General features: G+C 71.0%; 23 protein-coding genes. 6 read left to right on the top strand and 17 right to left on the bottom strand.

What is annotated here, in order from left to right:
- Positions 1 to 12 precede the first annotated feature (12 nt).
- The gene (locus IPZ69_RS08985) at positions 13 to 1,626 is read left to right on the top strand and encodes a GMC family oxidoreductase (protein ID WP_235453482.1); all 1,614 of its coding nucleotides are present in this window, start codon (positions 13 to 15) and stop codon (positions 1,624 to 1,626) included.
- Between the two features lie 43 nt (positions 1,627 to 1,669).
- Here the strand turns inward: IPZ69_RS08985 and IPZ69_RS08990 are convergent, their stop codons facing one another.
- On the bottom strand, positions 1,670 to 2,347 hold the full coding sequence (locus IPZ69_RS08990; protein ID WP_235453483.1) for a GntR family transcriptional regulator: 678 nt from the start codon (positions 2,345 to 2,347) through the stop codon (positions 1,670 to 1,672).
- Between the two features lie 164 nt (positions 2,348 to 2,511).
- On the opposite strand from IPZ69_RS08990, the gene IPZ69_RS08995 reads away from it, so the two are divergent.
- From IPZ69_RS08995 to IPZ69_RS09005, 3 genes are all read left to right on the top strand, one after another.
- On the top strand, positions 2,512 to 3,045 hold the full coding sequence (locus IPZ69_RS08995) for a YbhB/YbcL family Raf kinase inhibitor-like protein (RefSeq protein ID WP_235453484.1): 534 nt from the start codon (positions 2,512 to 2,514) through the stop codon (positions 3,043 to 3,045).
- 33 nt (positions 3,046 to 3,078) lie between these two features.
- Positions 3,079 to 3,963, top strand: coding sequence for an SCO6745 family protein (locus tag IPZ69_RS09000; RefSeq protein ID WP_235453485.1), 885 nt, complete (start codon positions 3,079 to 3,081; stop codon positions 3,961 to 3,963).
- A gap of 147 nt (positions 3,964 to 4,110) precedes the next feature.
- A complete protein-coding gene (locus IPZ69_RS09005) occupies positions 4,111 to 5,574 on the top strand; it encodes a membrane-associated oxidoreductase (protein WP_235453486.1) in 1,464 nt (487 codons plus the stop codon).
- Position 5,575: 1 nt separating this feature from the next.
- On the opposite strand, the gene IPZ69_RS09010 is transcribed toward IPZ69_RS09005, so the two are convergent.
- Positions 5,576 to 6,061: an SRPBCC family protein gene (locus IPZ69_RS09010; RefSeq protein ID WP_235453487.1), complete on the bottom strand. Its 486-nt coding sequence runs from the start codon at positions 6,059 to 6,061 to the stop codon at positions 5,576 to 5,578.
- A 99-nt stretch (positions 6,062 to 6,160) separates the two neighbouring features.
- Complete coding sequence (locus tag IPZ69_RS09015) at positions 6,161 to 6,820, bottom strand: TetR/AcrR family transcriptional regulator (RefSeq protein WP_235453488.1); 660 nt, start codon at positions 6,818 to 6,820, stop codon at positions 6,161 to 6,163.
- 58 nt (positions 6,821 to 6,878) lie between these two features.
- Between IPZ69_RS09015 and IPZ69_RS09020 the strand changes: the two genes are divergently transcribed.
- A complete protein-coding gene (locus tag IPZ69_RS09020) occupies positions 6,879 to 8,309 on the top strand; it encodes an aldehyde dehydrogenase family protein (protein WP_235453489.1) in 1,431 nt (476 codons plus the stop codon).
- 75 nt (positions 8,310 to 8,384) lie between these two features.
- Here IPZ69_RS09020 and IPZ69_RS09025 read toward each other — a convergent pair whose 3' ends face one another.
- On the bottom strand, positions 8,385 to 8,990 hold the full coding sequence (locus tag IPZ69_RS09025) for a hypothetical protein (protein WP_235453490.1): 606 nt from the start codon (positions 8,988 to 8,990) through the stop codon (positions 8,385 to 8,387).
- Between the two features lie 421 nt (positions 8,991 to 9,411).
- On the opposite strand from IPZ69_RS09025, the gene IPZ69_RS09030 reads away from it, so the two are divergent.
- The gene (locus IPZ69_RS09030) at positions 9,412 to 10,116 is read left to right on the top strand and encodes a phosphatase PAP2 family protein (RefSeq protein WP_235453491.1); all 705 of its coding nucleotides are present in this window, start codon (positions 9,412 to 9,414) and stop codon (positions 10,114 to 10,116) included.
- Between the two features lie 7 nt (positions 10,117 to 10,123).
- On the opposite strand, the gene IPZ69_RS09035 is transcribed toward IPZ69_RS09030, so the two are convergent.
- From IPZ69_RS09035 to IPZ69_RS09095, 13 genes are read right to left on the bottom strand one after another with little or no spacing between them, the layout of a single operon-like run.
- Entirely contained in the window at positions 10,124 to 11,458 is a 1,335-nt protein-coding gene (locus IPZ69_RS09035; RefSeq protein ID WP_308407439.1) for a glutamate-1-semialdehyde 2,1-aminomutase, read from the bottom strand.
- A 7-nt stretch (positions 11,459 to 11,465) separates the two neighbouring features.
- Positions 11,466 to 12,017, bottom strand: coding sequence for a dTDP-4-dehydrorhamnose 3,5-epimerase (rfbC, locus tag IPZ69_RS09040; protein ID WP_235453492.1), 552 nt, complete (start codon positions 12,015 to 12,017; stop codon positions 11,466 to 11,468).
- A complete protein-coding gene (locus tag IPZ69_RS09045; RefSeq protein WP_235453493.1) occupies positions 12,014 to 13,255 on the bottom strand; it encodes a polysaccharide pyruvyl transferase family protein in 1,242 nt (413 codons plus the stop codon). Before IPZ69_RS09045 ends, rfbC begins: the two co-directional genes overlap by 4 nt.
- The gene (locus tag IPZ69_RS09050; protein WP_235453494.1) at positions 13,252 to 14,199 is read right to left on the bottom strand and encodes a glycosyltransferase family 2 protein; all 948 of its coding nucleotides are present in this window, start codon (positions 14,197 to 14,199) and stop codon (positions 13,252 to 13,254) included. The genes IPZ69_RS09045 and IPZ69_RS09050 overlap by 4 nt, the downstream gene beginning before the upstream one ends.
- Positions 14,196 to 15,494, bottom strand: coding sequence for a hypothetical protein (locus IPZ69_RS09055; protein WP_235453495.1), 1,299 nt, complete (start codon positions 15,492 to 15,494; stop codon positions 14,196 to 14,198). The genes IPZ69_RS09050 and IPZ69_RS09055 overlap by 4 nt, the downstream gene beginning before the upstream one ends.
- Positions 15,495 to 15,499: 5 nt before the next feature.
- On the bottom strand, positions 15,500 to 16,774 hold the full coding sequence (locus IPZ69_RS09060) for a DUF4910 domain-containing protein (RefSeq protein ID WP_235453496.1): 1,275 nt from the start codon (positions 16,772 to 16,774) through the stop codon (positions 15,500 to 15,502).
- Positions 16,771 to 17,796 (bottom strand): NAD-dependent epimerase/dehydratase family protein, encoded by a 1,026-nt coding sequence (locus IPZ69_RS09065; protein WP_235453497.1) that lies wholly within the window; start codon positions 17,794 to 17,796, stop codon positions 16,771 to 16,773. Before IPZ69_RS09065 ends, IPZ69_RS09060 begins: the two co-directional genes overlap by 4 nt.
- A gap of 3 nt (positions 17,797 to 17,799) precedes the next feature.
- Positions 17,800 to 18,447 carry a PIG-L deacetylase family protein gene (locus tag IPZ69_RS09070; RefSeq protein ID WP_235453498.1) on the bottom strand — a complete coding sequence of 216 codons (648 nt, stop codon included), beginning with the start codon at positions 18,445 to 18,447 and terminating at the stop codon, positions 17,800 to 17,802.
- Positions 18,444 to 19,265 (bottom strand): glucose-1-phosphate cytidylyltransferase, encoded by an 822-nt coding sequence (locus IPZ69_RS09075; protein WP_235453499.1) that lies wholly within the window; start codon positions 19,263 to 19,265, stop codon positions 18,444 to 18,446. Before IPZ69_RS09075 ends, IPZ69_RS09070 begins: the two co-directional genes overlap by 4 nt.
- Entirely contained in the window at positions 19,262 to 20,497 is a 1,236-nt protein-coding gene (locus IPZ69_RS09080; RefSeq protein WP_235453500.1) for a class I SAM-dependent methyltransferase, read from the bottom strand. The genes IPZ69_RS09075 and IPZ69_RS09080 overlap by 4 nt, the downstream gene beginning before the upstream one ends.
- Complete coding sequence (locus IPZ69_RS09085) at positions 20,494 to 21,735, bottom strand: glycosyltransferase (RefSeq protein ID WP_235453501.1); 1,242 nt, start codon at positions 21,733 to 21,735, stop codon at positions 20,494 to 20,496. The genes IPZ69_RS09080 and IPZ69_RS09085 overlap by 4 nt, the downstream gene beginning before the upstream one ends.
- 2 nt (positions 21,736 to 21,737) lie before the next feature.
- Positions 21,738 to 22,988 (bottom strand): O-antigen ligase domain-containing protein, encoded by a 1,251-nt coding sequence (locus IPZ69_RS09090; protein WP_235453502.1) that lies wholly within the window; start codon positions 22,986 to 22,988, stop codon positions 21,738 to 21,740.
- A 1-nt stretch (position 22,989) separates the two neighbouring features.
- Positions 22,990 to 24,510, bottom strand: coding sequence for a right-handed parallel beta-helix repeat-containing protein (locus IPZ69_RS09095; RefSeq protein ID WP_235453515.1), 1,521 nt, complete (start codon positions 24,508 to 24,510; stop codon positions 22,990 to 22,992).
- Positions 24,511 to 24,583 lie beyond the last annotated feature (73 nt).

The raw sequence follows: 24,583 nt of genomic DNA on the forward strand, positions 1-24,583 counted from the left end.
GAGGGAACCAGCATGAATTCCACCGGAACCGAAGGATTCGACTACGTCATCGTGGGCGCCGGCAGCGCCGGTTGCGTACTCGCGGACCGCCTGAGCCGCGACGAACGCGTCCGCGTGCTGCTCCTCGAAGCGGGCGGCCCCGACACCGACGAACTCATCCACATCCCAGCCGCGCTCGGAATGCTCTTCGGGTCGCATGCCGACTGGAGCTACCGGACGGTCGAGCAGCCCCAGCCGGGGCGCACCTTCTCCTGGCCCCGGGGCAAGACACTGGGCGGCTCATCATCCACCAACGTCATGATCTACATCCGGGGCAACCGGCACGACTACGACAGCTGGCGCGACGAGCACGGAGCGAAAGGCTGGGGCTACGACGACGTCCTGCCCTATTTCATGAAGTCCGAGTCGAACCGCCGCCTCGGCGAGCCCTACCACGGTTCGGACGGACCCCTGCACGTCGAGGACCGTGTCTACACCCACGAACTCTCACAGTCCTGGCTGGACGCCGCCGTGGAATGGGGACTGGACCGCAACGACGACTTCGCGGGTGCGTCTCCTATCGGCGCCGGCCTGTACCAGGTGACATGCCATCACGGGCGACGGTGGTCCACGGCCGACGCCTATCTGCGCCCGGCCCTCGGCCGACCCAATCTCACGGTACGCACGAGCGCCCTGGGAACAAGGATCACCCTCAACGGATCACGCGCGACCGGCGTCACCTATCGCCGGGACGGACAGGAGTGGACGGCCCACGCCGACAGGGAGATTCTGCTCTGTGGTGGATCCATCAACTCGCCCCAGCTGCTGCTCCTGTCGGGCATAGGCGATCCCGACGAGCTGCACGATGTGGGGATAGATGTGCGAGTTCCCCTGCCCGGGGTCGGGCACAACCTACAGGACCACTTGATGACTCCCGTGGTGTGGGAGACCCGGAACTCCACTGACATCGTCCGGGACCTGCTCACCGAGGGCAACCTCGAACGGTGGCGCGCCCACGGCGACGGGCCCTTCGCCTCCAACTACGGCGAGGTCGGCGCGTTCCTCAACGTCACGGACGGCCAAGGCCGTCCTGACGTCCAGCTGGTGGGCGGGGCCACGGCACTCATTCTCAGCGGTGAGGAAGCACCTGACCGGCCGGTGTTCACGATGAACTGCGTCCCCCTGCACCCGCAGACTCGCGGCACCGTCCGTCTCGCGTCGGCTGATCCCATGGCCCCACCGCTCATCGATCCCCGGTACTTCGACGTGCCCGCGGATGCGTCGGTCATGGTCGCCGGACTCAGAGCGGTCATGGGCATCGCCCACTGCGCACCGTTCGCCGTATACCTGGCGCGGTCGTACCTGCCGACCGGTCACGACCTGGACTGTCTCGACGGCCTGAGCGACGCGGCTTTCGAAGAGCACGTCCGCAGATGGAGCGCCACGGCGTACCACCCAGTGGGCACCTGTGCCATGGGAACCGGACACGACTCCGTCGTCAATTCGGATCTGGAGGTCTACGGGGTCGAGCGACTCCGTGTCGTCGACGCCTCGGTCATGCCGACTGTCACCAGCGGAAACACCAACGCGCCCACGATCATGATCGCCGAAAAGGCCGCCGAGATGATCGGGGAGCGGCCCTGCTGAACTCGACGTTACTGAAGCCCTGTCTCGCGGACGATGCCTGACCTCAATCGTCAGCCAGAGCAGTTGCGGTCAGGGTGAGGTGCCGCGTCAGGAGCGCGGCTGCGGTGTCGGCGTCGCGGGCCAGCGCCGCCTCTTCCAGTTGGCGGTGTTCCGTCGCGCCGTCCCGGCCGGGGTTGCGGCGGGACGACCAGCGGCGGGCCAGCTCGCTCGCGGTCCACAACCGGTCGAAGGTCTCCAGCAGGGCCGGGTTGCCGCACCCCTCCAGCAGCGTGCGGTGGAAGTCCCTGTGGGCCTCGGACCAAGCGCCGCTGTAGTACTCGCCCTCGTCCGGTACGTACGCCGGGGTGCGCATCAGACGATGGTGGGCGGCCCGCACGCGGGCCTCCCAGTCGACGTCGCCGCGCTCGATGGACATGCGCAGTACGACCGGTTCGATGGTCCGGCGGGCCTCCGCGATCTCCTGCCAGCGGCGGTCGGAGAAGGACGGGACCGCGAATCCGCGGTTGGGCAGCCGGTCGGCGAGCCCCTCGCCGACCAGCCGCACGAGTGCCTCACGCATGACGGCCAGGCTCACGCCCTGTTCCCTGGCGAGGTCCTGGGGTTTGAGGGCGTCGCCCGGGGCGTGGTCCCCGCGCATGATCGCGTCCCACAGGTGTGCGTAGACCTGCTCGGAGAGCATCTGCTTCCCGGAGGGGGCCGGGTTGTGAGGCGTGCCAGTCATGGTCGCAGCATAGACGATCTCCTAGATAATCGATTATTTGTGTTACTGTCGATTAAGCGGTGGGTGAGAGTCGTCGACGCTGCTGTTCCGTCGACTCCGCGGCCGATCACCGGCCGCACCACCGCCCCCGCCCCCTCGCGCGCAGCCCTGAGAGGAACATCGCCGTGCACGCCACCGACCCCTTCGCCCGCCTCCCCGAGGCGGCGTCCTTCACCGTCGTCAGCGCCACCGTCACCGACGGAGCCGCCTGGCCGCCCGAGCAGCACGCCTCCGGCCTGCCCGGCGGGAAGGACATGTCCCCGCAGCTGTCCTGGAGCGGCGCCCCGAACGGCACCGAGAGCTACGCCGTCACCGTCTATGACCCCGACGCTCCCACCGGGTCCGGGTTCTGGCACTGGGCGGTCGCCGACATCCCGGCCACGGTCACCGAGTTGCCCGAGGGCGCCGGCGACGACACCGGCTCGGGGCTGCCCGAGGGCGCCTACCAGTTGCCCAACGACGCCCGCATGGCCCGCTACATCGGCGCCGCCCCGCCGTCCGGGCACGGCCCGCACCGCTACTTCATCGTGGTGCACGCCCTCGACGTCGCCTCCGTCGGCGTCCCCGCCGACGCCACCCCGGCCGTCCTCGGCTTCACCATGGCCGGCCACACCCTCGGCCGCGCGGTACTGATCGCCACCGCCGAAACCCCCGCCTGACGGCACTGCCAACTCCCGGGAGAAAACACCGCGATGCACCTCGACGAACTCCCCGACTCCGTCCGCCCCGGCGACGGCCCGATGGACCTGAATGCCGTCCGCGAAGTCAGTCGCGCCGTCAGCGCGGCCCACCTGTTCATCTATCTCGCCCCCGAAAGCGCCCAGGAGGCGGCCAAACTCGGCGTGACCGACCGCGGACCGGCGTACCTCGCCTTCCGGTCGGCCGCGATGGGCGCGGTTCCGTGGCAGGTCACGCTCGCCGCCTTCTACAACTTCAGCCCGCGGGCAGTGCGGGCCATGGCGGACGTGTGGGACGCCGCGCCGCCCGAGCAGTGGCAGGCCGCCCGCTTCCTGGCCGCCGGGCGGGCGATGCGGCGCGTCCGCGTGCACCTCACGGATGACCAACTGTCCGAGGCGCGATCGCTGATCGACCCGGTCCTCGCCGGTGCCGACTACGCCGGCAAGGTGCTGGCCGCCGCCAACGCGTCGGTCGCGCTTCCGGCCGATCCGCTCCTCGCGCTGTGGCAGCAGATCACAGTGGCGCGCGAGTGGCGGGGCGACGCGCATCTCGTCGTACTCGCCGACAACGGTCTCGGGCCGTGCGACTGCCTCGTTCTGCACACCACTACGGGCCGCCTCCCGACGGCCCTCGCGCGGGCCACCCGCCAGTGGGACGACGAGGAGTGGACCGCGGCGACGGCGCGTCTCGCCGCGCGCGGCTGGCTCGACTCCAACGCCACGGTCACCGACGCCGGCAGCGCGGCGCGCGAGCGGATCGAGGTGGAGACGGACGAGCACTGCGCTGCGCTGTGGGCGCCGATCGGCGCCGCGGGTGCCCGCCGTCTCGCCTCGCTCATCGCGCCGATCACCGACGCGTTCACCGCGGCGGGGACGTTTCCGGCCGTGCTTTCGGCTTAGAAGTCCTCACGAGATGAGCTATGCCCTGTGGTCACAACGGACCGAAGGCTCAACTCCCTGCCCCGGACATGGCAACCATGTGTTGGACGAAATGGAGTGCCCCGTCGCGCAGTTGACAGCTCGAACGCGGCACGTCAGAGTCCCGGCGTGAGCGAGATCAACGAGCTGTCGCCGGCGGAGCTGCGTGTGTGGCGGGCCTTTCCGCGAGGCGAGTCCGTGGACTTCCGTGCCGAGAACGAGGATCCGGCACCGGGCGACACCTGGGGCGCCGAGCGGACCGTACGGGCGAGTGTGCTGCGGGCGTTGCTGCTCAAGTCTCCGCACGAGGAGGGCGAGATTGCCGCGCTCAAGATCACCGGGGCGCGGATCACCGGTGTGCTGGACCTGAAGTACGCCACGATCGACGCCGCCGTCCGGCTGAGTCACTGCCACTTCGACAGCGTTCCCGACCTCTACGGCGCCGAGCTGCGTCAGCTCAACCTGAGCAACTCCGCGCTGCCGGGCCTGGATTCGGCGACCCTGCGGGTCGAGCGGGTGCTGCGCATGACGGACTGCCGAATGCGGGGGCCGGTACGGCTCGGCGGGGCGCAGATCTCCGGGGCGCTGTTCATGGAGCGGGCGGAGTTCACGGCGCCGGACGACTCCGCGCCGGTGCTGCAGCTCAACCAGGCATCAATTGGAGACGACTTGTGGGCGCCGGAGATGCGCGCGCACGGACAGGTGCGCCTCACCGGCGCCTCGGTCACCGGGCGCATCAACGTTCAGGACGCCGAGTTCGACAATCCCGGCGGCACCGCGCTGGACGCTCAGAACCTCAACGTGGGAGGCCACATACGGGCGCGGTGCATACGTGCGAAAGGGCGGGTCGAGCTCCGAGGCTCGCGCATAGCGGGCCGTCTCGACCTGCTCCATGCTCACCTGTCGCACCGGGGCGACACGGCGCTGCGGGCGAGTAGTTGTGTCATCGGTGAACTCTGGCTGCGCGGCGGTGATCGGATCGAGGGCGCCCTGAATCTGCGGCGTTCTCAGATAGAAATCCTGACCCTTGAACCCGAGATGCTCCCGGAGCAGGTGCATCTCAGCAACCTCCGGTACACCGTTCTCACCCCGCACGAGCCCGCCGAGCGCCGCCTTCCGATGCTGGAGCGAGACGGCGGCCGGTACGAACCCGATTCCTACGAGCAGTTGATGGCGGCGTATCGCCATGTCGGCGACGACGACGCGGCCCGGCTCGTTCAGCTCGCCAAACAACGTCGCCGACGCACCACGCTCGCCTGGTACGGACGGTTGTGGGGGTACGTTCAGGACGCCACCGTCGGCTACGGCTTCCGCCCGGTGCGCGCGGCCGTTTGGCTGTTGTCCCTCATGGCCATCGGATCGATCGCGTACGGCCTGCACCACCCTCGCCCCGTCAAGGTGGGCGAGGCCCCGGACTTCAACCCGGTCTTCTACACCCTCGACCTGCTCCTGCCGATCATCGACTTCGGCCAGGAGTCGGCCTTCGCCCCTGCGGGCTGGTACCAGTGGCTGTCGTACGCCCTGATCATCACCGGCTGGATTCTGGCGACGACGATCGTCACGGGTGTGACCCGTTCGGTCAGCCGCCAATGACTCAAGCCGCGCCGAAGTGCCGCTTCGTGCTGTTGACCAGTTGCTTCATGAAGGCCCTGCCCGGGAAGTCGGTCAGTGCCGCGGGGCGCGCGAGCACGGGGCTCGGCTCGAAGGCGAAGGTCCAGGTGAAGCGGGTGCCGTTCGCGACGGGCTCGACGACGTAGTCCTCGCCGAAGCGCCGGAACAGGGGCAGGCTGGCCTGCGTGACGCAGAACGAGTGCCGCGTCCCCTCCTCCCACCGCACGAACTCCTCGCGCAGGTGCAGGACACGGAGTGCGGTGATCTCGCGCGTCGTTCCGACGCCGTGGGGCGCGGGTGAGGTGTAGCGGCCGGCGTTCAGGCCACGGCACCAGGACAGCGGCGTGTCGCCGGCGAGGCCCGCCCATACGGCTTGCGGCGCCACGGGCAGGTCCATGGGGAACGAGTGCCGGTGCGGAGCGGTGTCGAAGAAGGAGACGTCGAACGGTTCGAGCGTGGACCAGGCCATCGGATTTCCTCCTGTGACGGGCTTCGCGACCGTCCGGCCGCGCTGTGGTCGTTCGGGACTGCTGCCGGAGCCTGGTGGACGTATGCGGACGGATCTCGTTCAGGCGGGCTGCTCGCCACCGCCGCCCACGGCACGCAGGGCGAAGGGCAGGAACCGGTCCGCCGCCGCCTGCGCGGCGGCCGCGTCGACCTGCTCCGGCAGTCGGGGGGTGAGGAAGAACCTGCTCATCACGGGGCCGACCACCACCTCTCCGAGCAGATCGGGATCCTCGACCGGCGGGATCTCTCCCCGCTCGACGGCGCACTGCACGACCTCGGCCACCCGCCGGTACACCGGCTCCAGAAAGGCCGTCGTGAGCGCCTCGGCCAGGACGGTGTTGCGCGCCGCCTCGCCGATCAGGGCGCGCATCAGCCGACCGCTCTCACCGGTGAGGGCCGCGGCCTTGTCCCGGAGTACGACCCGCAGGTCACCTTCGAGGCTGCCGGTCGCCGGCGGCGCGTAGGGATCCTCGGTGACGGTGGCGGCGGCCGCGACCACCAGGTCCTCCTTGGAGGACCAGCGACGGTAGAGGGTCGCGGTGGAGACCCCTGCCCGGGCGGCCACGGCGGCGGTGGTCAGCCCGCTGTATCCGCTCTCGGTCAGCACAGCCAGCGTGGCGTCCAGCAGGGCCCGGTCCCGGGCGGCGTCGCGGGGGCGGCCCCGTCGGGGCGTGGGCTTGGTCTCGGCGGGCTCCGGGTCGGGGGGTGTGGTGCGGGTCATGCCACGACCTTAACATGAAACGAAACGAAAACATTTCGTTTCGTTTATGCTCGCCGGTATGAGCGCTTCCACGGAAACCACCGAGACCGTGTCCACCTCGACGACCGACGCGGTGGCCGCCGACGCGGCAGCCACCGTCGCCCGCTTGAACGCCACCTTCGCCACGGGCCGAACCAAGCCGCCGGCCTGGCGCAAGGCCCAGCTGCGCGCCCTGCGACGCCTGCTGGTCGAACAGGAGGACGCCTTCGCCGCCGCGCTGCACGCCGACCTCGGCAAGAACGCCACCGAGGCGTACACCACCGAGATCGGGTTCACGATCAACGAGATCGACCACACCCTGCGTCACCTCGACCGCTGGCTGCGCCCGCGGCGCGTCCCGGTGCCCCTGGGGCTTCGGCCGGCCCGGGCCCGCAAGGTGCGCGAGCCGCTCGGCACGGTCCTGGTGATCAGCCCCTGGAACTACCCGCTGCAGCTGGCCCTGGCGCCGCTGGTCGGTGCGATCGCCGCGGGCAACAGCGTGGTGGTCAAGCCCAGCGAACTCGCCCCGGCGACTTCGGCGGCGCTCGCCCACTGGCTGCCCCGCGCGCTGGACCCGCAGGCCGTGGCCGTGATCGAGGGCGGCGTACCGGAGACCACGGCCCTGCTGGAGCAGCGCTTCGACCACGTCTTCTACACCGGCAACGGCACGGTCGGCCGCATCGTCATGGCCGCCGCGGCCCGCCACCTCACCCCGGTCACCCTGGAACTGGGCGGGAAGAGCCCGGCCGTCGTGGAGCCGGGCACCGACCTCGCGACAGCCGCCCGCCGCATCGTCTGGGGCAAGTTCATGAACGCCGGCCAGACCTGCGTCGCCCCCGACTACGTCCTCGCCATCGGCGAGGCCGCAACCGCGATCGAGCCGCACCTGACCACCGCGATCCGTGAGATGTACGGCACCGACCCGGCACAGAGCGCCGACTACGGCCGCATCGTCAACGAGCGCCACTACGACCGACTGACGGCACTCCTGTCGGACGGCCGGATCGTCACCGGCGGCGACCTCGACCGGGCCGACCGCTACCTGGCCCCGACCGTCCTCGCCGACGTGGACCCGGACGCGCCGGTGATGCGCGAGGAGATCTTCGGCCCCATCCTGCCGATCGTTCCCGTCCCCGACCTGGACGCCGCGATCGCCTTCATCACGGCCCGCGACAAGCCTCTGGCCCTGTACGCCTTCACCGCCTCCCTCGCCACCAAGCGCCGCCTCACGACCGAGACCTCCTCGGGCGCCCTCTCCTTCGGCGCTCCCAACGCCCATCTCGCCATCCCCGGCCTGCCCTTCGGCGGCGTCGGTGAGAGCGGCATCGGCGGCTACCACGGTGAGCACTCCATCGACACCTTCAGCCACACCAAGTCCGTCCTCGACAAGCCCCTCCTCGCCGACCCCCTCCGCCTCGCCTACCCGCCCTTCACCACCCGCAAGTCCCGGCTCCTGCGCCGCTTCCTCTGATGGCGCTTCAGCTTCGTTGCCGAGGCCGGTCATGGGGGAGCCGGGGCAGGCGGGGAGGCCGTGTCCGGCACAGGCTCAGGGCCGCAGGCCCGCCCGCTTGAGTGCGACGCTGGACAAGTCGGAGATGACCTGCTGGTCCCCGCGGCGCCAGGCGTCTGCGAGGCCGCCCACCGGGACGGGGACCGTGACGAGGTCGCGCTGCGGTCCGGTGAGGGTGCGCAGGGCGAGCAGGTCGGCGCCGCCGATGTCGTCGAAGAGGTGTCGGGTGGTGGCGCTGCGCCTGATCCAGCGCAGGCGTGCCGGGAGCCACAACACCAGTACGAAGGCCACGGGCAGGATGATCAGGGCGAGTGCGGTCAGGGTGGCCACCTGTCCCACCACGTGCTGCAGCGACCGGCCGGCATCGGAGAGACCGGTGCCGGCGCCGGCGGCGGACTGGAGCGGCTTCTTGAGCGTGCCCCCGATGAACGGCACTTTCGAAGCGGCTTCGGCGGCGTCGTCGAGCCCGGAGGCGAGGTTGTCACCCGCGTTCTGCGCCTGCCGTCCCGGCTCGGCCAGCCGCATGATCGCGTCGTGGACGGTCAGGGCGAACTTCACCGCGGCCGCGATCAGGGCCACGGCGATCAGGTCCGCGCACACCTGACGGCTCCGACGTGCCGGTGTCTGGGCGTAAAGGCGCATGGTCGTGCTCCTGCTCCGGTGATGGCATCGGAGATGGCCGGCTTCGGCCGGGTGAGGTGTGTCGGTCGTGGTGCGGGGCTTGGCCGGTCGTTCGACGGTATGTGGGACTCGACTCTTTCACCGGACTCCAGCGGTGGACGTCCTCGACACGGTGCCGGGTCGGTCGGCGCAGTGGCGCGGTGGGTGGGCGGAGAGGGCGTCATATGGGCCGCCGGGCCTCAGCTCGTTGTGCCGCGGCGCCAACTTTCCGACGGCGGCTCGCCGCGACCGCATTGTTGGTTAGGGTGGCCTTGTTTGATTCATGGCTGCCCACCGGTCGTATGAAGGGCCACACCCTCACCGTGCCTCAAGAAGCCAAGATCCGGAACACCAGCCACCGATCACGGCACAGCACGTCAGGTCGACCGGACGCGGTGGGCGTGTGACCGGCCGGTCGGAGCCCGCGGTGCTGCCCCCAACGCTGCGCATGCGGCTCGGGCTGATGGCGGCTCTCGCCGCGCTGGTGGTCGTCGTGCTCGGGGTCCTGTACGCCGACGACAGCAAGCCCGGCACGGTGGACGCGCGGATCGGGGCGGCGGTGGACGGTCTGGGGCCGCCATGGCGGCACGTCGCTCTGGCCATGGACTTCTTGGGGGAGCCCGTGGGATCGGCGGCGCTGGTCGTGGCCATCGTGACGGGCTGCCTGCTGCTCGGGCGTCCTCGCGCGGCGGTACTCGTCGTTGCCGGCGCCGCTATGACCGTGGGGACGGCGACGCTGCTCAAGTCCCTGGTGGGACGCACCATCCACGGCGAGAACCTGTCCTACCCGAGCGGGCACACTGCCTTCGCCACCGCGCTCGCCCTCGTGGTGGCGCTGACCGCGACCGGCCGGCTCGGCCTCGGCAGGACGGCCGGCATGTCACTCGTACTTGCTGCGGCGCTGGTCGCCGGCGCCGCCATGGGCTGGGCACAGGTCGCCCTCGGTGCGCACTACCCGACCGACGTCCTCGGCGGCTGGTGCACCGCGCTGGCGGTGATACCGGCGACCGCTTGGCTGGTCGACCGGATCGCCGACCGGATCGCCGACAGGATGGCAGACCGGCCGGCCGATCGGACGGCCGACGCCGGTCGCCAGGAGCGTCGCTGACGTCACCTCACGCCAAGCGGCGGAACACGGGTTTCACCGGTCGTCCGCCCAGCCAGGGGGTGGGGTCACCGGCGTCCAGCGCCTTCCGGTACACCGCGCATGCCTGGGCCACCACGTCGACGGTGTGATCGATGTCCGCGTCGTCGAGCGCACTGCTCACCACGAACGACGGGGCCAGCACTCCGCCCGCGAGGAGCCGGCGCAGGAACAGGGTGCGGTACTCCTGCGACGGCTGCCCGTTCTCGTCGAGGGTGGCGAAGACCAGGTTGCTGGCCCGGCCCCGGACGACGATGTGGTCGCCGACGCCCATGCCGGCCGCGGCGTCGCGGACACCGGCGGCCAACCGCTCGCCGAGGGCGTGCAGCCGCGCGGTGATGCCCTCTTCGACGTAGGTGGTGAGCACGGCCATCGCGGCTGCCAGGGAGTGCGTTTCCGCACCGTGCGTGGTGGACAGCAGGAACACCCGGTCGTCGGGGTGACGCAGCCCGCCCAGCTCCATCAGATCGCGGCGCCCGGCCAGCGCCGAGACGGCGAATCCGTTGCCCAGCGCCTTGCCGAACGTGGACAGGTCGGGGACGACGCCGTACAGGCCCTGGGCGCCCGCCTCGGACCAGCGGAAGCCGGTGATCATCTCGTCGAAGACCAGTACGCAGCCGTGCCGGTCGGCCAGTTCACGCAGGCCGGCGAGGTACCCGGGCGGGGGCTCGGTGTGGGTGGCGGGTTCGAGGATCAGGCAGGCGATTTCGTCCTGGTACCGAGTGAGCAGTTCCTCCGTGGCGGCCAGGTCCCCGTACGGGAACGCCACGGTGAGTTCCGTGGTCGCCGCCGGGATACCGGTGGACATCGGCGTGGTGCCGATGAACCAGTCGTCGACGGAGAAGAACGGATGGTCGGCGCAGATGGCCACCCGCGGGCGTCCGGTGGCGGCGCGGGCGAGGCGCACCGCGGCGGTGGTGGCGTCGGAGCCGTTCTTCGCGAACTTCACCATCTCGGCGGTCGGCACCGTGGCCAGGAAGCGCTCCGCGGCTTCGACCTCCAGGATGGACGGCCGGACGAAGTTGCTGCCGCGGTCGAGTTCCTGCCGCACCGCCTCGATCACGCGAGGGTGGGCGTGGCCGAGGCTGACCGACCGCAGCCCGGAGCCGTACTCGATGTAGCGGTTGCCGTCGATGTCCCACACGTGGGCACCACGGCCGTGGCTGATGACCGGGGCCAGGTTCTCGGGGTACTGGTCGTCGCCCTTGGCGTAGGTGTGCGCGCCCCCTGGGATCATGGCGTGCAGCCGCTCGTTCGCCGTCCGCGACCGGGGCAGGAGGAGCTCTTGGGTGTGTTCGGTGTCCACGCCCACCTCAACTTTCTCTGTGCTTCAGGACGTCGGCGAGGCTCGGCGCCTCCCGGTCCCGCTGGGACATCGATGTGGCCGGCAGCGGCCAGGGAATGGCGAGCTCCGGGTCGTCGAAAGCGATGGTCACGTCCTCGGCCGGATCGTGCGGGCGGTCGATCCGGTACGAGGTGTCGGCGGTTTCGGTCAGCGCCTGGAAGCCGTGCGCGCATCCCGCCGGGATGTACAGGGTCGCCTGCGTGTCGCCGGACAGCTCGAAGGAGGCCACGTTGCGGTAGGTCGGCGAGTCCGTCCGCAGGTCCACGACGACGTCGAAGATCCTGCCGTACGAGCATCGCACCAGCTTGGCCTCGCCGGCGCCGGAGCGCAGGTGCAGGCCGCGCAGCACGCCCCGGACCGAGCGGGACACGCTGTCCTGGACGAAGGCGTTCGGGTCGAGGCCCACGGAGCGGACCACGTCGGCGTCGAAGGTGCGGCAGAAGAAGCCGCGCTCGTCGGCGTACGGCGTCGGCTCGAAGAGGTACGCGCCGGTGATCTCAGGGACTTCGGTGGCCTTCATGGAGCCTTCCGCACGGTGTGGGCCTGGTCGGTCGCCGGGAACAGAGCCGCGGTCAAGGAGTCGAATTGATGCTTGAGTTGCCGGGCGGCGGCCAGGTTCCGCTCGGTGAGGGTCTGCCGCAGCTCGGCCGAATGCTTCTCCAACGCACGGAACTGCTGGAGCAGTCGGTCGGCGTCGACCTCGCGCGCCGGGTGGCAGTACGCGCCGAGGCCCATCTCCGTCATGAGCGCGTCGCTCTTGGCGGCATAGCAGAGGGCGAGCACCGGCGTACCGGTCTTCAGCGCGCAGATCAGGTTGTGGTAGCGGATCGCCACCACGGTGTCGGCGGCCGCCATCTCCTTCATCAGGTCGGCCAGTGAGGACGGTTCGGCAGCGGTGACCAGCGGCGAGTCCACCGCGTCGAGGATCGCGGCGACCACCGACGCGTCGCACTCGTCACCGGTGAGCAGCCGGACGGGCCTGCCCTCCTCGACCAGCGTGCGGACGAACCGGATCGTCCCGTCGAGGTAGCGCCGGTGGATCTCCTCCGCCCGGGCGCGATCGTCGTTGCCGCCGTGGAAGTCCATGACGCCGAGGCAGACCGGGCCCGGCGAGGCCGACGGGTCCGAGGGCACACTCGCCTGCGGCGTCGGCAGGGCGAACGCGAGGTCCGGGTAGACCTCGTCGTGCCTGGTGTCCACGCCCATCGCCCGCATCGCGTCGCGGGACTGCGCGTCCCGGTACGACCGGTAGGCGGCCAGCCGCCCCGACCAGCGCACCAGTGCCCGGGTCGGACGGTTGGCGATCGTCGCGGCGCCGACGCTGACCAGCGCCACCCGGGTGCGCAGCAGCCGGCCACTCGCGCAGAGCAGGAACAGCGCGTACGGGAAGCCCCACGGCCGCAGTGGCAGCGTGGCCTCCAGGACGCCCATGCCCGGGACGATCACCACGTCGTGCCGGCGCACCCAGGCGGCGGTGCGGAAGACGTCGACGAGTTTGCCCAGCCCCTTCCCCGCGATCGCGCCCGCACGCGACGCGGTCCGGTACTCCCCGCGGTACCAGTGCAGCCGCGTCGCGGGGATTCCGAACCGGGCCGTGACGGCCTCGGGTCCGCCGCACAGTGCGTCCACCTCCGCCTCCGGGTGCTCGGCGCGCAGGTACCCGAGCACCGCCTCCAGCGACCCGTCGTTGCCGAGGTTGCCGGAGCCGAGCAGGCCGAACACCCCGACGCGCACCGGAGTCCCGTTCGCGGGCGTCATGCCTGCCTCCCCTCACGGCCGGCGACCAGGGCGTCGACGGAGACGCTGAGCCGCTCCGGGTCGACCGGCGCGCGGTCCTCGACCCGCTCGCCGGCACCCGGCCGGACCCGGCTGGTCATCCACGCGGCCAGGTGGCGGTAGCACGCGCGCCGGTCGGCCGGGGACAACGGCGCCCGCCGGATCGCCGCGACGAAGCCCCACATGTACTCGGCGAGCAGCCGGGGCGTCGGGTGCAGCGGGCCCGCCCGGCGCGGGTCCAGGTTGACGCACCGGGAGCGCTTGCTGGGGTTCGCCCGCTCGGCGCGGTTGGGGTGGTCGCGGCGGAAGTACAGCAGCTCCGGCACCTGGTGGAAGGGCCCGTGCAGGGTGATCTCGGCGACGAACGTGCGGTCCGCGTGGTGGTAGCTGTCGAGTGGCTTCACCCGGCGCAGCATGTCGGCCCGCATCACCCCGTAGAAGTCGTCGCCACCGGGCTCGAACAGCAGACTGCGGAAGCGCTCCGGCGCGTGCGGCGAGCCGGTGGCGAGCGTGTACTCGTAGGGCACCTTCACCTGGCCGTCGCCGTCGATGACCGCCTGGTCGGCGTGCGCGAGGATCATGTCCGGCCGCTCGTCCAGCGCCTCCACACAGCGCCGCAGGAGGTCCCGGCCGTACAGGTCGTCGTGCGAGGCCCACTTGAACAACTCGCCGTGGGACTCGTCGAACACATGGTTGTGGTTCGGTGTGGCGCCGATGTTCCGGGGCAGCCGGAGGTACCGGATCCGCGAGTCCCGCGCGGCGTACTTGCGGCAGATGTCCTGGGTCCCGTCGGTCGAGGCGTTGTCGGAGATGACCAGCTCGAAGTCCTCGTAGGTCTGGCCGAGCAGGGCGTCGAGCGACTCGGCCAGGTACTCCTCGCCGTTGTACACGGGCAGGCCGATGCTCAGCCTGGGGTGGGCGGTCATGAGGTCCTCACTTCGGGAATGGGATCGCGGTGGCGCTCGCGCAGGGCGGAGCGCAGCTGCAGCCACCACACGGCCGAGCCGCTGACGGTTGCGGCGGCGACGCCCCAGGCCGAGCCGACCGTGCCGGCGGCGGCCGCTCCGCCGAGCCCGCCGCTGACATAGCAGGCGGAGGCGAACAGCTGGCAGCGCAGGCTGCGCCGGGCCGCGCCGAGCGCGCGCAGCCCGGCCGCCGCGCCGGTGCCGAGGCCCGCGCCCGCGACGCCGAGGGTGATCGGCACGATGAGCTCCGAGGCGGAGTGCCAGACGTCACCGAGCGCCAACTCGCCGAGCCGGTTCGGCACCAGCAGCAGCGCCGCGCCCCAGAACAGCGCGCCGGCGGCCTGGCCCCCGCCCAGCATGAGGCAGAACCTGCCGAGCCGGTGCGGTGCCTGCCGCAGCACCCGTGCCGCCTCCGGGACGGTGACCAGGGACAGTCCCATGAGCACCGCCAGGAACGGGCCTTGCAGGAGCTCGGCGCCCCGCACCGCACCCACCGCGCCGACCCCGACGATCGCGCCGAGCCCGTACGCCCGCAGCTGGCTCGCGCCACTGAGGCTGACGTTCTCGACCAGGTACCGGTAGCCGAGATCGCGCTGCTCGCGAAGCCACCCGCGTGCCTCGGTCGTCCGGGGTCGGATGCCGGACTGGATGTAGCCGTACGCCGCCGCCACCGTGGCGGACGCGCCCCAGGCGAGCACGAAGGCGGCGACGCTGCCCACACGGGCCGCCACCACCATGGCCGGAACGAGCGCGACACCCCACACGACGTCGTTCACGAACGCCTTGCGCCCGGCGCCGGCGGCGAAGAACGAGAACCGCCAGGCGTCCTGGAGCAGCAGCCCCGGCAACATGACACCGAGGGCGGCGAACGCGGGCCCCACGCGGCCGCCGAGGCCGAGCCCGGCCACCAGACACGCCACGCCGATGGCCGCACCGACGCCGAGTGCGGTACCCGTCGACCGGGCCACCGCCCCCCGCCAGGACGCGTCCGGCACGCCGCTGAAGCGCACCACGAGCGGATCGGTGGCCAGCCCGCGGGAGACGTTCAGCACCACGCCGTACGTCACCCAGGCGAGGCTGAACACGCCGAACGCGGTCACCCCCAGCGAGCGGGCCACGTAGATACCCACCACGAAGTTGCTCACGCTGGAGGCCGCCTGGTCGGCCAGTCCCCAGGACAGCCGACCGACGAGGGCCCGCCTGGCGGATCCGGCCGGTGGCGCCGTTGTCTGCGGATTCTCCTCCTCGGTGGTCATGGGCGTCACGCTTTGATCAGTTCGGCGCCGTGCAGGGCGTCGGCCGCGGCGGCGACGGTGTCGAACGGCAGCCCGGACCGCTCGGCGACGTCCAGCAGACTGTGCTCGCCGTCGGAGAGGCTGAGCACCCAAAGCATGGCCATCTGCGCCTGCTTCGCGTCGCTGCGGCCGCCGAGCGAGTCGTACAACCCACGCCGGCCCAGCTGGGGTTCGCCGTAGGGGCTGAGGTTGACGTACCGCCGGTTGCGGTCGAGCACGGCGAATGCCTCGCGGCAGACGGCGAGCGTGTCCGCCATCGCCTCCGGGGAGACGAAGTCCAGGTTGTCCGCCGAGGTGTGGTACTCGGGGTAGCCGGCGTACGGGGTCCGGCTGAGCGAGCCCACGCCGAGGTCGAACCCGGGCGAACAGTACTGCCGCTCGTCGTAGCCGTACGGAGTGAACTCGGCGACGTGGTGCGGGCGTTCGGAAGCGGCCAGCACATGCCGCAGCACCCGGTCGATCTCCGCGTCGCCGCGCCTGCTCTGTTTGTACGTCAGTTGGCCCGAGTCGCCGGCGCAGGCCAGCACCAGCCCGTGCTTGACCTGTTCCACCCGCTCCGCGTTGCGGGCCAGCCAGGTGATGGCCCCGATGGTGCCGGGCGCGAAGATGAACCGGTAGGTGTAGTACGGCGTTTGTTCCGCCAGCGCCCGCGCAAGGTACGTCGCCACCGCGATGCCGGCCAGGTTGTCGTTGGCCAGCGACGGGTGGCAGACGTGGCAGGAGACGATCACCTCGTCGGCGACCTGCCCGGGGACCACGTGCTCGGCGTAGGTGAGGTGGCCGTCGGCGAGTGTGGAGTCGATGCGCACCTCGTACTCGCCGTCCGGCAGCGCATCCAAGGTCTCCTGGGCCAGGCAGAACCCCCATTCCGGCTTGTAGTAGCTGGTGCGGTACGGCACCCAGGAGGGATGGTCCGGCAGGGTGTGCAGGTGTCCCCGCAGCTCGGCCAGCGGCATGGTCGCCGACACCGGCACGCTGTAGCCGAGCACATGCAGGCTGGACTCGGCGAAGTCGACGACCCGCTTGCCTGCGGAGTCGGCGATGTACGCGTCCCGGATGTTCCACTCCTGCGGCACCGTCCAGTCGAGCACCTGAGTCCCGGTCGGCACCTCGTGCACCTGCAACGGGACGTACTCGCCGACGATCTCCAGGGTGGCGCGCACACCGTCGCCGGTGATGCTCCGGCACAGCGGGTACAACCGCTCCACCAGCGCGTACATCTCCTCGCCTGCCGCGGTCATCGGCGCCACCGCAGGGTGTCGTCGACGGTGCCGGCGTCGGACGCCGCGCGCAGCACGGCCAGCCGGGTGAAGCGCCGCTCGAAGTCCTCCCGGGTCAGCCCGTGTTTCCGGTAGGCGTCGGCGAGTTCGAGCGCGCCCTGCTTCACCGTCCACTCGCAGTCGAAGCCGGGTATCGCCGTGCGGAACCGGGAGAAGTCCACGCGGTACGACCGCGGATCGGCACCGTTCTCCCCGGTGATCACCACGCGCGAGTCGCCCACCGCCTCGGCGACCTGCTCGGCGATCTCGGCGACCGTGACGTTGTTGATCTCGCTGCCGATGTTGAACGCCCGGTCGTGCACCGCTTCCCGCGGCGCGACCAGCGCGGCCGCGAAGGCCCGCGCGATGTCGGCGGCGTGCACCAGCGGGCGCCAGGGGGTGCCGTCGGAGAGCACCAGGACTTCGCCGGACAACAGGGCGTGCCCCACCAGGTTGTTCAGCACGATGTCGGCGCGCAGCCGGGGCGAGTAGCCGAAGGCGGTGGCGTTGCGCATGAACACCGGGCTGAAGTCGCCGTCGGCCAGCGCGTGCAGGTCGTCCTCCACCCGCACCTTGGACTCCGCGTACGGTGTCACCGGCCGCAGCGGGGCCTCCTCGGCCACTAGGTCGTCGCCGCCGGCGGCGCCGTAGACCGAGCAGGTCGACGCGTACAGGAAGCGCCGCACTCCGGCGTCGCGGGCCAGTTGGGCGAGGCGCACGGACGCGTGGTGGTTGATGTCGTAGGTGAGCTCCGGCGCGAGCGACCCCAGCGGGTCGTTGGACAGCGCGGCCAGGTGGATCACCGCGTCGACTCCGGCCACGTGTTCGGCCGTGACGTCGCGCAGGTCCACCCGGTGCCCCGACGGGTCCGCGGGCGTCGGGCCAAGGACGCAGTCGGCGAACAGCCCGGCGTCCAGGCCGACGACCTCGTGCCCGGCGGCCGCGAGGACGGGGGCCATCACGGTGCCCAGGTAGCCCTGGTGTCCGGTGAGCAGTACGCGCAAGGTTCATTCCCCCAGGTCGAGAGTGAGTTTGGTGACGGCGAACGCCTCGGCGTAGCGCGCGTTGCTTTCGATGCCGCGGATCCGGGCCAGCCCGAGGAAGGCCTCGCGGTCGTACCAGGGCCGGTGCCGCTGCGAGGGGTAGTGCTCCTGCAGCAGGCTCACCTTGCGTTCGGCGGTCTCCTCCGACAGTGGCTGGTACACCGCCGGACGGCCGAGGTCGCCGTCCCACTTGACGATCTCGTAGCCGAGTACGAGGTGGTCGCGGAACGCGGTGGTCATCAGCTGCGCCAGGCCGCGGTGGTCCTGGTGCGCGTCGTCGGTGCGCGGGGCCAGGACGAGGTCCGGCTCGGTCTGCGCGCGCAACTCCTCGACCGCGCCCTTGGCCTCGTCCCAGTGCGCGGGCAGTCGTCCGTCGGGCAGTTTGTGCACGGTGAGGCGCAGGTCGGCGCCCGGGCAGAAGGCGGCGAGCGCGGCCTGCTCCTCCTGCTCGCGCTCGCTGCCACCGCCGGAGAGCACCAGTGCGTCGACGCGCAGACCGGGCCGCGCGAGGCACATCGTCAGGAGTGTGCCGCCGGCGCCGATGGCGATGTCGTCGCAGTGCGCGCCCACCGCCACGATCCGGTCCAGGCGCTCGGGCCCGAGCCGGATCACGCCCTCGCTCCGAAGCCGCTGCCGGTCGCGCCCGCCCCTGCGCCGTCCCGCTCCCACACGGCCCACGGGCGGTCGCCCCGGGCGTACGCCTCGTCGAGCGCGGCGCGCTCCTTCACGGTGTCGGTCGGCTTCCAGAAGCCGCGGTGCTGGTGCGCCACCAGCCGTCCACGCTTGGCCAGTTGGGCGCATCCGTCGGCGACCAGGTCCCCGTTCTCCGGGATGTGGTCGAAGACCTCCTGGCGGAGCACGAAGTAGCCGCCGTTCTCCCACAGCGGCAGTTCGCTCACCGGGGTGATGCCTCCCACCAGGCCGTCCTCGCCCAGGTCCACGCAGTGGAACGAGGACTGCGGCGGCACCACCATCATCGAGGCACCGGCGTCGCGCTCGGTGAACCGGTCGATCATCTCCGGCAGCGGGGCGTCGGTCAGCACGTCGGCGTAGTTGGCGAGGAACATCTCGTCCCCGTCCAGGTGCTGCCGCACCCGGCGCAGCCGTTCCCCGATCGGTGACTCGATACCGGTCTGCGCGAACGTGATCGTCCAGTCCGAGATGTCGGTGGACAGCAGCTCGGTCCGACCGCCGCGCAGCACGAAGTCGTTGGACGTTGTCTCCTCGTAACTGAGGAAGAAGTCCTTGATGTGATGCGCGCCGTATCCGAGGCACAGGATGAACTCCGTGTGCCCGAAGTGCGCGTAGTAGCGCATGACATGCCAGATCAGCGGTCGCGGGCCGACCATCGCCATGGGCTTGGGGACGTCGTCGGAGGCACCGTTGCGCATCCGCATCCCGTAACCGCCGCAGAACAGAACGACCTTCATGACCCCACCTCGACGATGCTCAGTTCCGGGATGGGAAAGACCAGTCGGCCGCCCCAGTCGTGCACGAAGGACAGTTGCTCGACCAGCTCGGCCCGGAGGTTCCACGGGAGGACGAGGACGTAGTCCGGCCGGTCGGCGGCTATCTGATCGGGCGGCAGGATTGGGATACGGGTGCCCGGGGTGAATCTGCCGTGCTTGTAGGGGTTGCGGTCGACCGTGTAGGGGAGCAGGTCGGGGCGGATGCCGCAGTGGTTGAGCAGGGTGTTGCCCTTGCCCGGGGCGCCGTAGCCGACGACCGTCTCGCCGCGCTCGGCCGCCTCGATGAGGAACCGCAGCAGGTCCCGGCGCACCTTGGCCACCCGGGCGGAGAACTCGGTGTACCCGGACAACTCCTGCAGCCCGGCGGCCTTCTCCCGGGCCAGCACGTCGGCCACCGCCTGCGTCGGCTCGCCGGCCACCTCGGTCGGCCGGGCCCACAGCCGGATCGAGCCACCGTGCGTGGGCAGCAACTCGACGTCCACGAGCGCGAGTCCGCCGCTCGCCAGCGCCCGGATCGCGGACGCGACCGTGTAGTACTGGAAGTGCTCGTGGTAGATCGTGTCGTACTGGTTCTCCTCGATCAGGGTCAGCAGGTGCTGCACCTCGATGGAGACCCAGCCGTCGTCGGCGACCAGGGCGCGCAGCCCCTGCGTGAACCCGACCACGTCGGGTATGTGCGCGTACACGTTGTTGGCCGCGACCAGGTCCGCCGGGCCGTGCTCGGCGCGGACGTCGGCGCCGGTGGCCGGATCCAGGAACTTGGTGAGCGTGGGCACACCCGCGTCCCGCGCCGCGGCGCCGACATTCACCGACGGCTCGATGCCGAGGCAGCGGATCCCCCGGTCCACCACGTGCCGCAGCAGGTACCCGTCGTTGCTCGCGACCTCGACCACGAAGGCGTCGGGGCCGAGACCCACCCGCTCCACGGCGTCGGCGACGAACGTGCGCGCGTGCTCCACCCAGGAGGTCGAGTAGGAGGAGAAGTACGCGTACTGCGTGAACGTCTCCTCCGGCGTGATCAGCGGAGGAATCTGCGCGAGCCAGCAGTCGGTGCAGACCCGCAGGTGCAGCGGGTACGCCGGTTCCGGCTGGTCCAGTTGGTCCGCGGCGAGAAAGCTCTCACACGGTGGCGTCGCCCCAAGGTCGACGACGCTCGCCATCGCTTTCGAGCCGCACAGTCGGCATCGTGTCATCTACTGTCCCCATCCCCCCTGCTCGCGCGGGTGTCCCCGCCGCGAGCCAGTGCTGACCGACCCGCGATCGCGGTTCGGTACTCATCCACCAGGCGCTCAAGGCCGACGGCCGGGCTGAAACCCTGCTCGTATCGGCGCCGGGCCGCCTGGCCCATCTCCCGGTTGCGGACCGGCTCTCCCGCGATCCGGCGTATGCGGGACGCGAGCGAGGCAGGCTCGCCCGGCCGGTGCAGCAGCCCGGTCACCCCCTCCTCGACGAGTTCGACGAAGGCGCCGTGACCGGCGGCGACGACCGGGACCCCCGCCGCCATCGCCTCCACGACCACCAGACCGAACGCCTCCAGCCACGTCGAGGGAGCCACCACGGCGACCGACCGCGCGATGGCCTGCCGGCACTGAGCCGTGTCGTACAGGCCGACGTACCGCACGTCGTCCCGGCCCGCCGCCCAGGCGGTCACCTCAGGCTCCAGCGGTCCCGCGCCGGCGATCACGAGCGGCACACCCACACCGCCGCTCGCGGCGATCTCGTCCCACGCGGCCATGAGCAGCCGCACGCCCTTGGCCTCCGCGAGCCGGCCGAGGTAGAGCACATGCTCGCCGGCGCCCGACCGGCGGGCGTCCGGGTCGGGCACGAAGTTGTGCTTCACCGCCAGCCGTTCGGCCGGCATGCCGGCCCGCACCAGGACGTCGCGCTGCGCCGCGGAGATGCAGAAGAACCGCTCCACACCGGACCACCAGCGCCGCCGGTTGACCGACATGCTGACCGCGAGCGGCACCGTCGCAAGCCGGGAACTCCGATAGCAGCCGTGCCGGACGGCGGGCAGCGGCGTGGATCCGACGCACTCGGTGCACGGCCCGCCGTCCCGCTGCAGCGTGCCGGGCGGGCAGACCTGGGTGTAGTTGTGCAGCGTGGCGACGGCGGGCACGCCGGCGTCGGCGCAGGCGGCCAGCACCGCCGGCGACAGGAGCGGGAAGACGTTGTGGACATGCACCACGTCCGGCCGCTCGGCGCGCAGTCGGGCGGCGAGCTCCTTGCGGACCGCCGGGTTCCACGGCACCAGCAGCGGTACCGCGACCTTGCCCGGCAGGGACCGGGCGGCGATGTCGTCGCTGCGCCGCTCGAACACCTCGACCCGGTGACCGGCCCCGCGCAGCAGCGCCACCTCCTGGTCGACGACCTTGTTCTCCCCGCTCGGCTGCGCCGAGGCGTAGCGGTTGTGCACCACGAGAACGTGCATGCTCAGGTCACCTCCGATCGCTGGGCCCAGCGCGGTCTGCGTTGTCGAGGGACGTGGGGCGTCGAGAGGGGAGTGGCCTGGGCCGGTGTCGCCAGCAGCGAGGCGGCCACGGCCAGATGCAGCAGATACGGCGAGGCGTCGCCCAGCCCGGCCTCGGTGTATGACGCGATCGCGCAGTAGCTGATCAGGAAGATCGCGCAGGCCCTCGACAGCGACGGTGGCCGCAGCAACGCGACACCGCCCAACACGATGATGACCGCCGCCACCAGGCCGATGCCGATCATGCCCTGCTCGTTGTAGACGGCCAGCCAGCTGTTGTCGATCGGCAGCCCCCCGAACGACTTGTCGCCCAGGCCCACGCCGAACAGGTACTCCGAGGTCGTCCGGGGTGCTGTCAGCAGGGCGTGCCACACCTTGGCCCGACCGGTGAGACTGCTGAAGTTCTCCTGGCTCTGTCCGCGCAGGAACCACGCCTGCAGCGCGGAGGCGAACCCCACCGCGGCCACCGTGGCGCACAGCACCGCCCAGACGAAGAACCGGCGGGCGGCGGCGCTGGTCAGGATGAGCGAGCCGATCGCCAGCGCCAGCCCGAGGAGCAGGCCGAGCGTGGCTGTGCGGGTATGGGTCAACGCGAGCAGGACGAGGGACGGCACGATGACCACCGCCGCGCTGGTCCTGTCGGTCCGGTGGTCCAGTACGAGCAGCACGGTGAGCCCGATGATCACCGCGGCGTACTGTCCGATCTGCGGCGGAGTGAGCGGCCACAACGCGCCGACCAGCCGCCCGCCGTAGAGGTCGGGCATGGCCGCGCCCGGTGAGGCGAGCGCGCCGGCGGCCACCGACCCGAGCACCAGGAAGTACATCCGGATGTGGTGCCGGACGAACGTCTGGCTGCCGTCCCACCAGCGGCTGAGCAGCCACAGCGTGCCGACGAAGAGGGCCAGTCGGAAGCAGCGGAACAGCGCGCCGAACCCGGACTCCAGGTTCGCGCTGGAGATCACGCTCTCCACCAGCAGCAGGGTGAGCAGGAAGACGTAGGCGCTGGCCCGGATGCGCAGCCGGAGGTTGACCATGAGCGCCAGCGCGAACGCGGCGACCAGGGCGCCCATGGTGACCATCTGGATGAGGGAGCGGGGGAGCGGGACGATGGTCTTCGCCCCGGCGGAGCCGAGCGTGTTGAGGACGAGCAGCCCCCAGACCGTCCCGACGATCTTCGGCGTGTGGGACGTGTGGGCCGTGTGGTCGGCGTTCATCTCAACCACCGTCCTGTGCGCGGAAGGTGCTGCCCGCGTCCTGCTGGTACGGCGTGCCCTGCCACTGCCCGGAGTCGACCATCCGGCTCGGGTCGTGGGCGACGAACACCCATGGTCCGACGTAGACGTTGTCGTGCCAGCGGTTGTGCTGCTTGAGGGTGATCGCCTGGGCCACCCGGTCGCCCTGGTAGGGCGACCAGTCCGGATAGGTGCCGTAGTTGGCCAGCACCGCCATGCGGTCGCACTTCACCGTGCAGTCGACGACGGACTTGTCCAGCACGAAGCGGTTGTTGTGGATGTCCACCCGCTGGGTCTTCCACCGGCAGTCGGCGTAGAGCGGTGCGGTGGCGATCGCCGGTTGTGCGCAGCGCTTGGTGTTCTTCACCAGCAACGTGCAGTCGCCGGAGGAGGTGTTGGCCGGGCTGTTGCAGAACCGGTCGGCGTTCTCCCACAGGGTGATCCCGGACCAGTTGTTCTCCAGCACGTTCCGGTAGATCTCGATCTTGTTCGTGCGGGCGCGGATCCGTGGTTCGCCGCCGGACTCGGACAGGTAGATGGTCGCGAACGGGAAGTTGTCGCCGCGGTCGGCGTACTTGCGGCCCTCGACCCAGTTGTTCCGCCGGATCGTGTTCTTACGGATGACCGCGTTGTAGCTGGTCTCGTAGATCAGCGCGGCACCGTCGTTGGCCTCCAGTAGGTTGTCCTCGATGCGGAAGTCGTTGTTGTTGGTGTCCGCCCACAACCCGGTTCCGCGGTTGTCGTGCACCCAGTTGCCGCGTATGTCGGCGCCGTTGACGGCCCAGAACTTGACGCCTCCGGTGCAGCCGCAGCCCGGCCGCCGCCGCTCCCAGTCGTCCGTGTTGTTGCCCACGATCTCGTTGCCCTCGACCACCAGACCGCTGAGACGGCCGCCGGCCTTGTACGCGTTCATGCCGTACTGACCGTTGTCGCGCAGGCAGCTGGCGCGGACCCGCTGGTGGGCGCCGGCCATCAGCCCGGCGCCGGAGTTGTGCTGGATCGTCGCGTGCTCGATCACCCACCCGTCGGCCGAGTCATGGTTGACCACGCCCTCGTTCTGCGGGGCGACGAAACGCTGCACGGTCAGGTGGCGGATGGTGACGTTGCGGGCCGTGCCGCCGAACGCGTACTGGTTGGTCTTCCGGCCGTCGAGCACCGCGCCCGGCGCGCCGACGTAGGTGTCCCCTTGCTTGGGGATGACCTGGGCGTAGCGGTCCGCCTCAAGCCTGTGCTTGCCCGGTCGGAGCCAGAACGTGGTGTGCGGGGGGCTGCTCTTGGTCTTCGCGGCCAGGTCACCGGCGACGGCAGGGTCGACCGTCACCGCGCCCGCCGGCGCCTTCGCCGGCCCGGCGGCGCGCTCGGCGCACACCCGGGCCACGGACGTGGCCGGCGCGGCGGTCGGCTTCGGCCGCGCGCCCGCCGTGCCCTCGCAGCCGGTCGCCGCCAGCAGGGCCAGCGCCAGCGGTGCCGCCGGCCACGCCCAGTGCCGCCACTTGATCCCCAGGAGTCCGCCCCTGGGCGCCTTCTGACGGCTCTCCGCGGCGCCGCGACGCCCGGTGCGTTCTCCTACTGCCTCA

This window comes from Streptomyces olivochromogenes, from assembly GCF_021538895.1.
Classification (GTDB): Bacteria; Actinomycetota; Actinomycetes; order Streptomycetales; family Streptomycetaceae; genus Streptomyces; species Streptomyces olivochromogenes_A.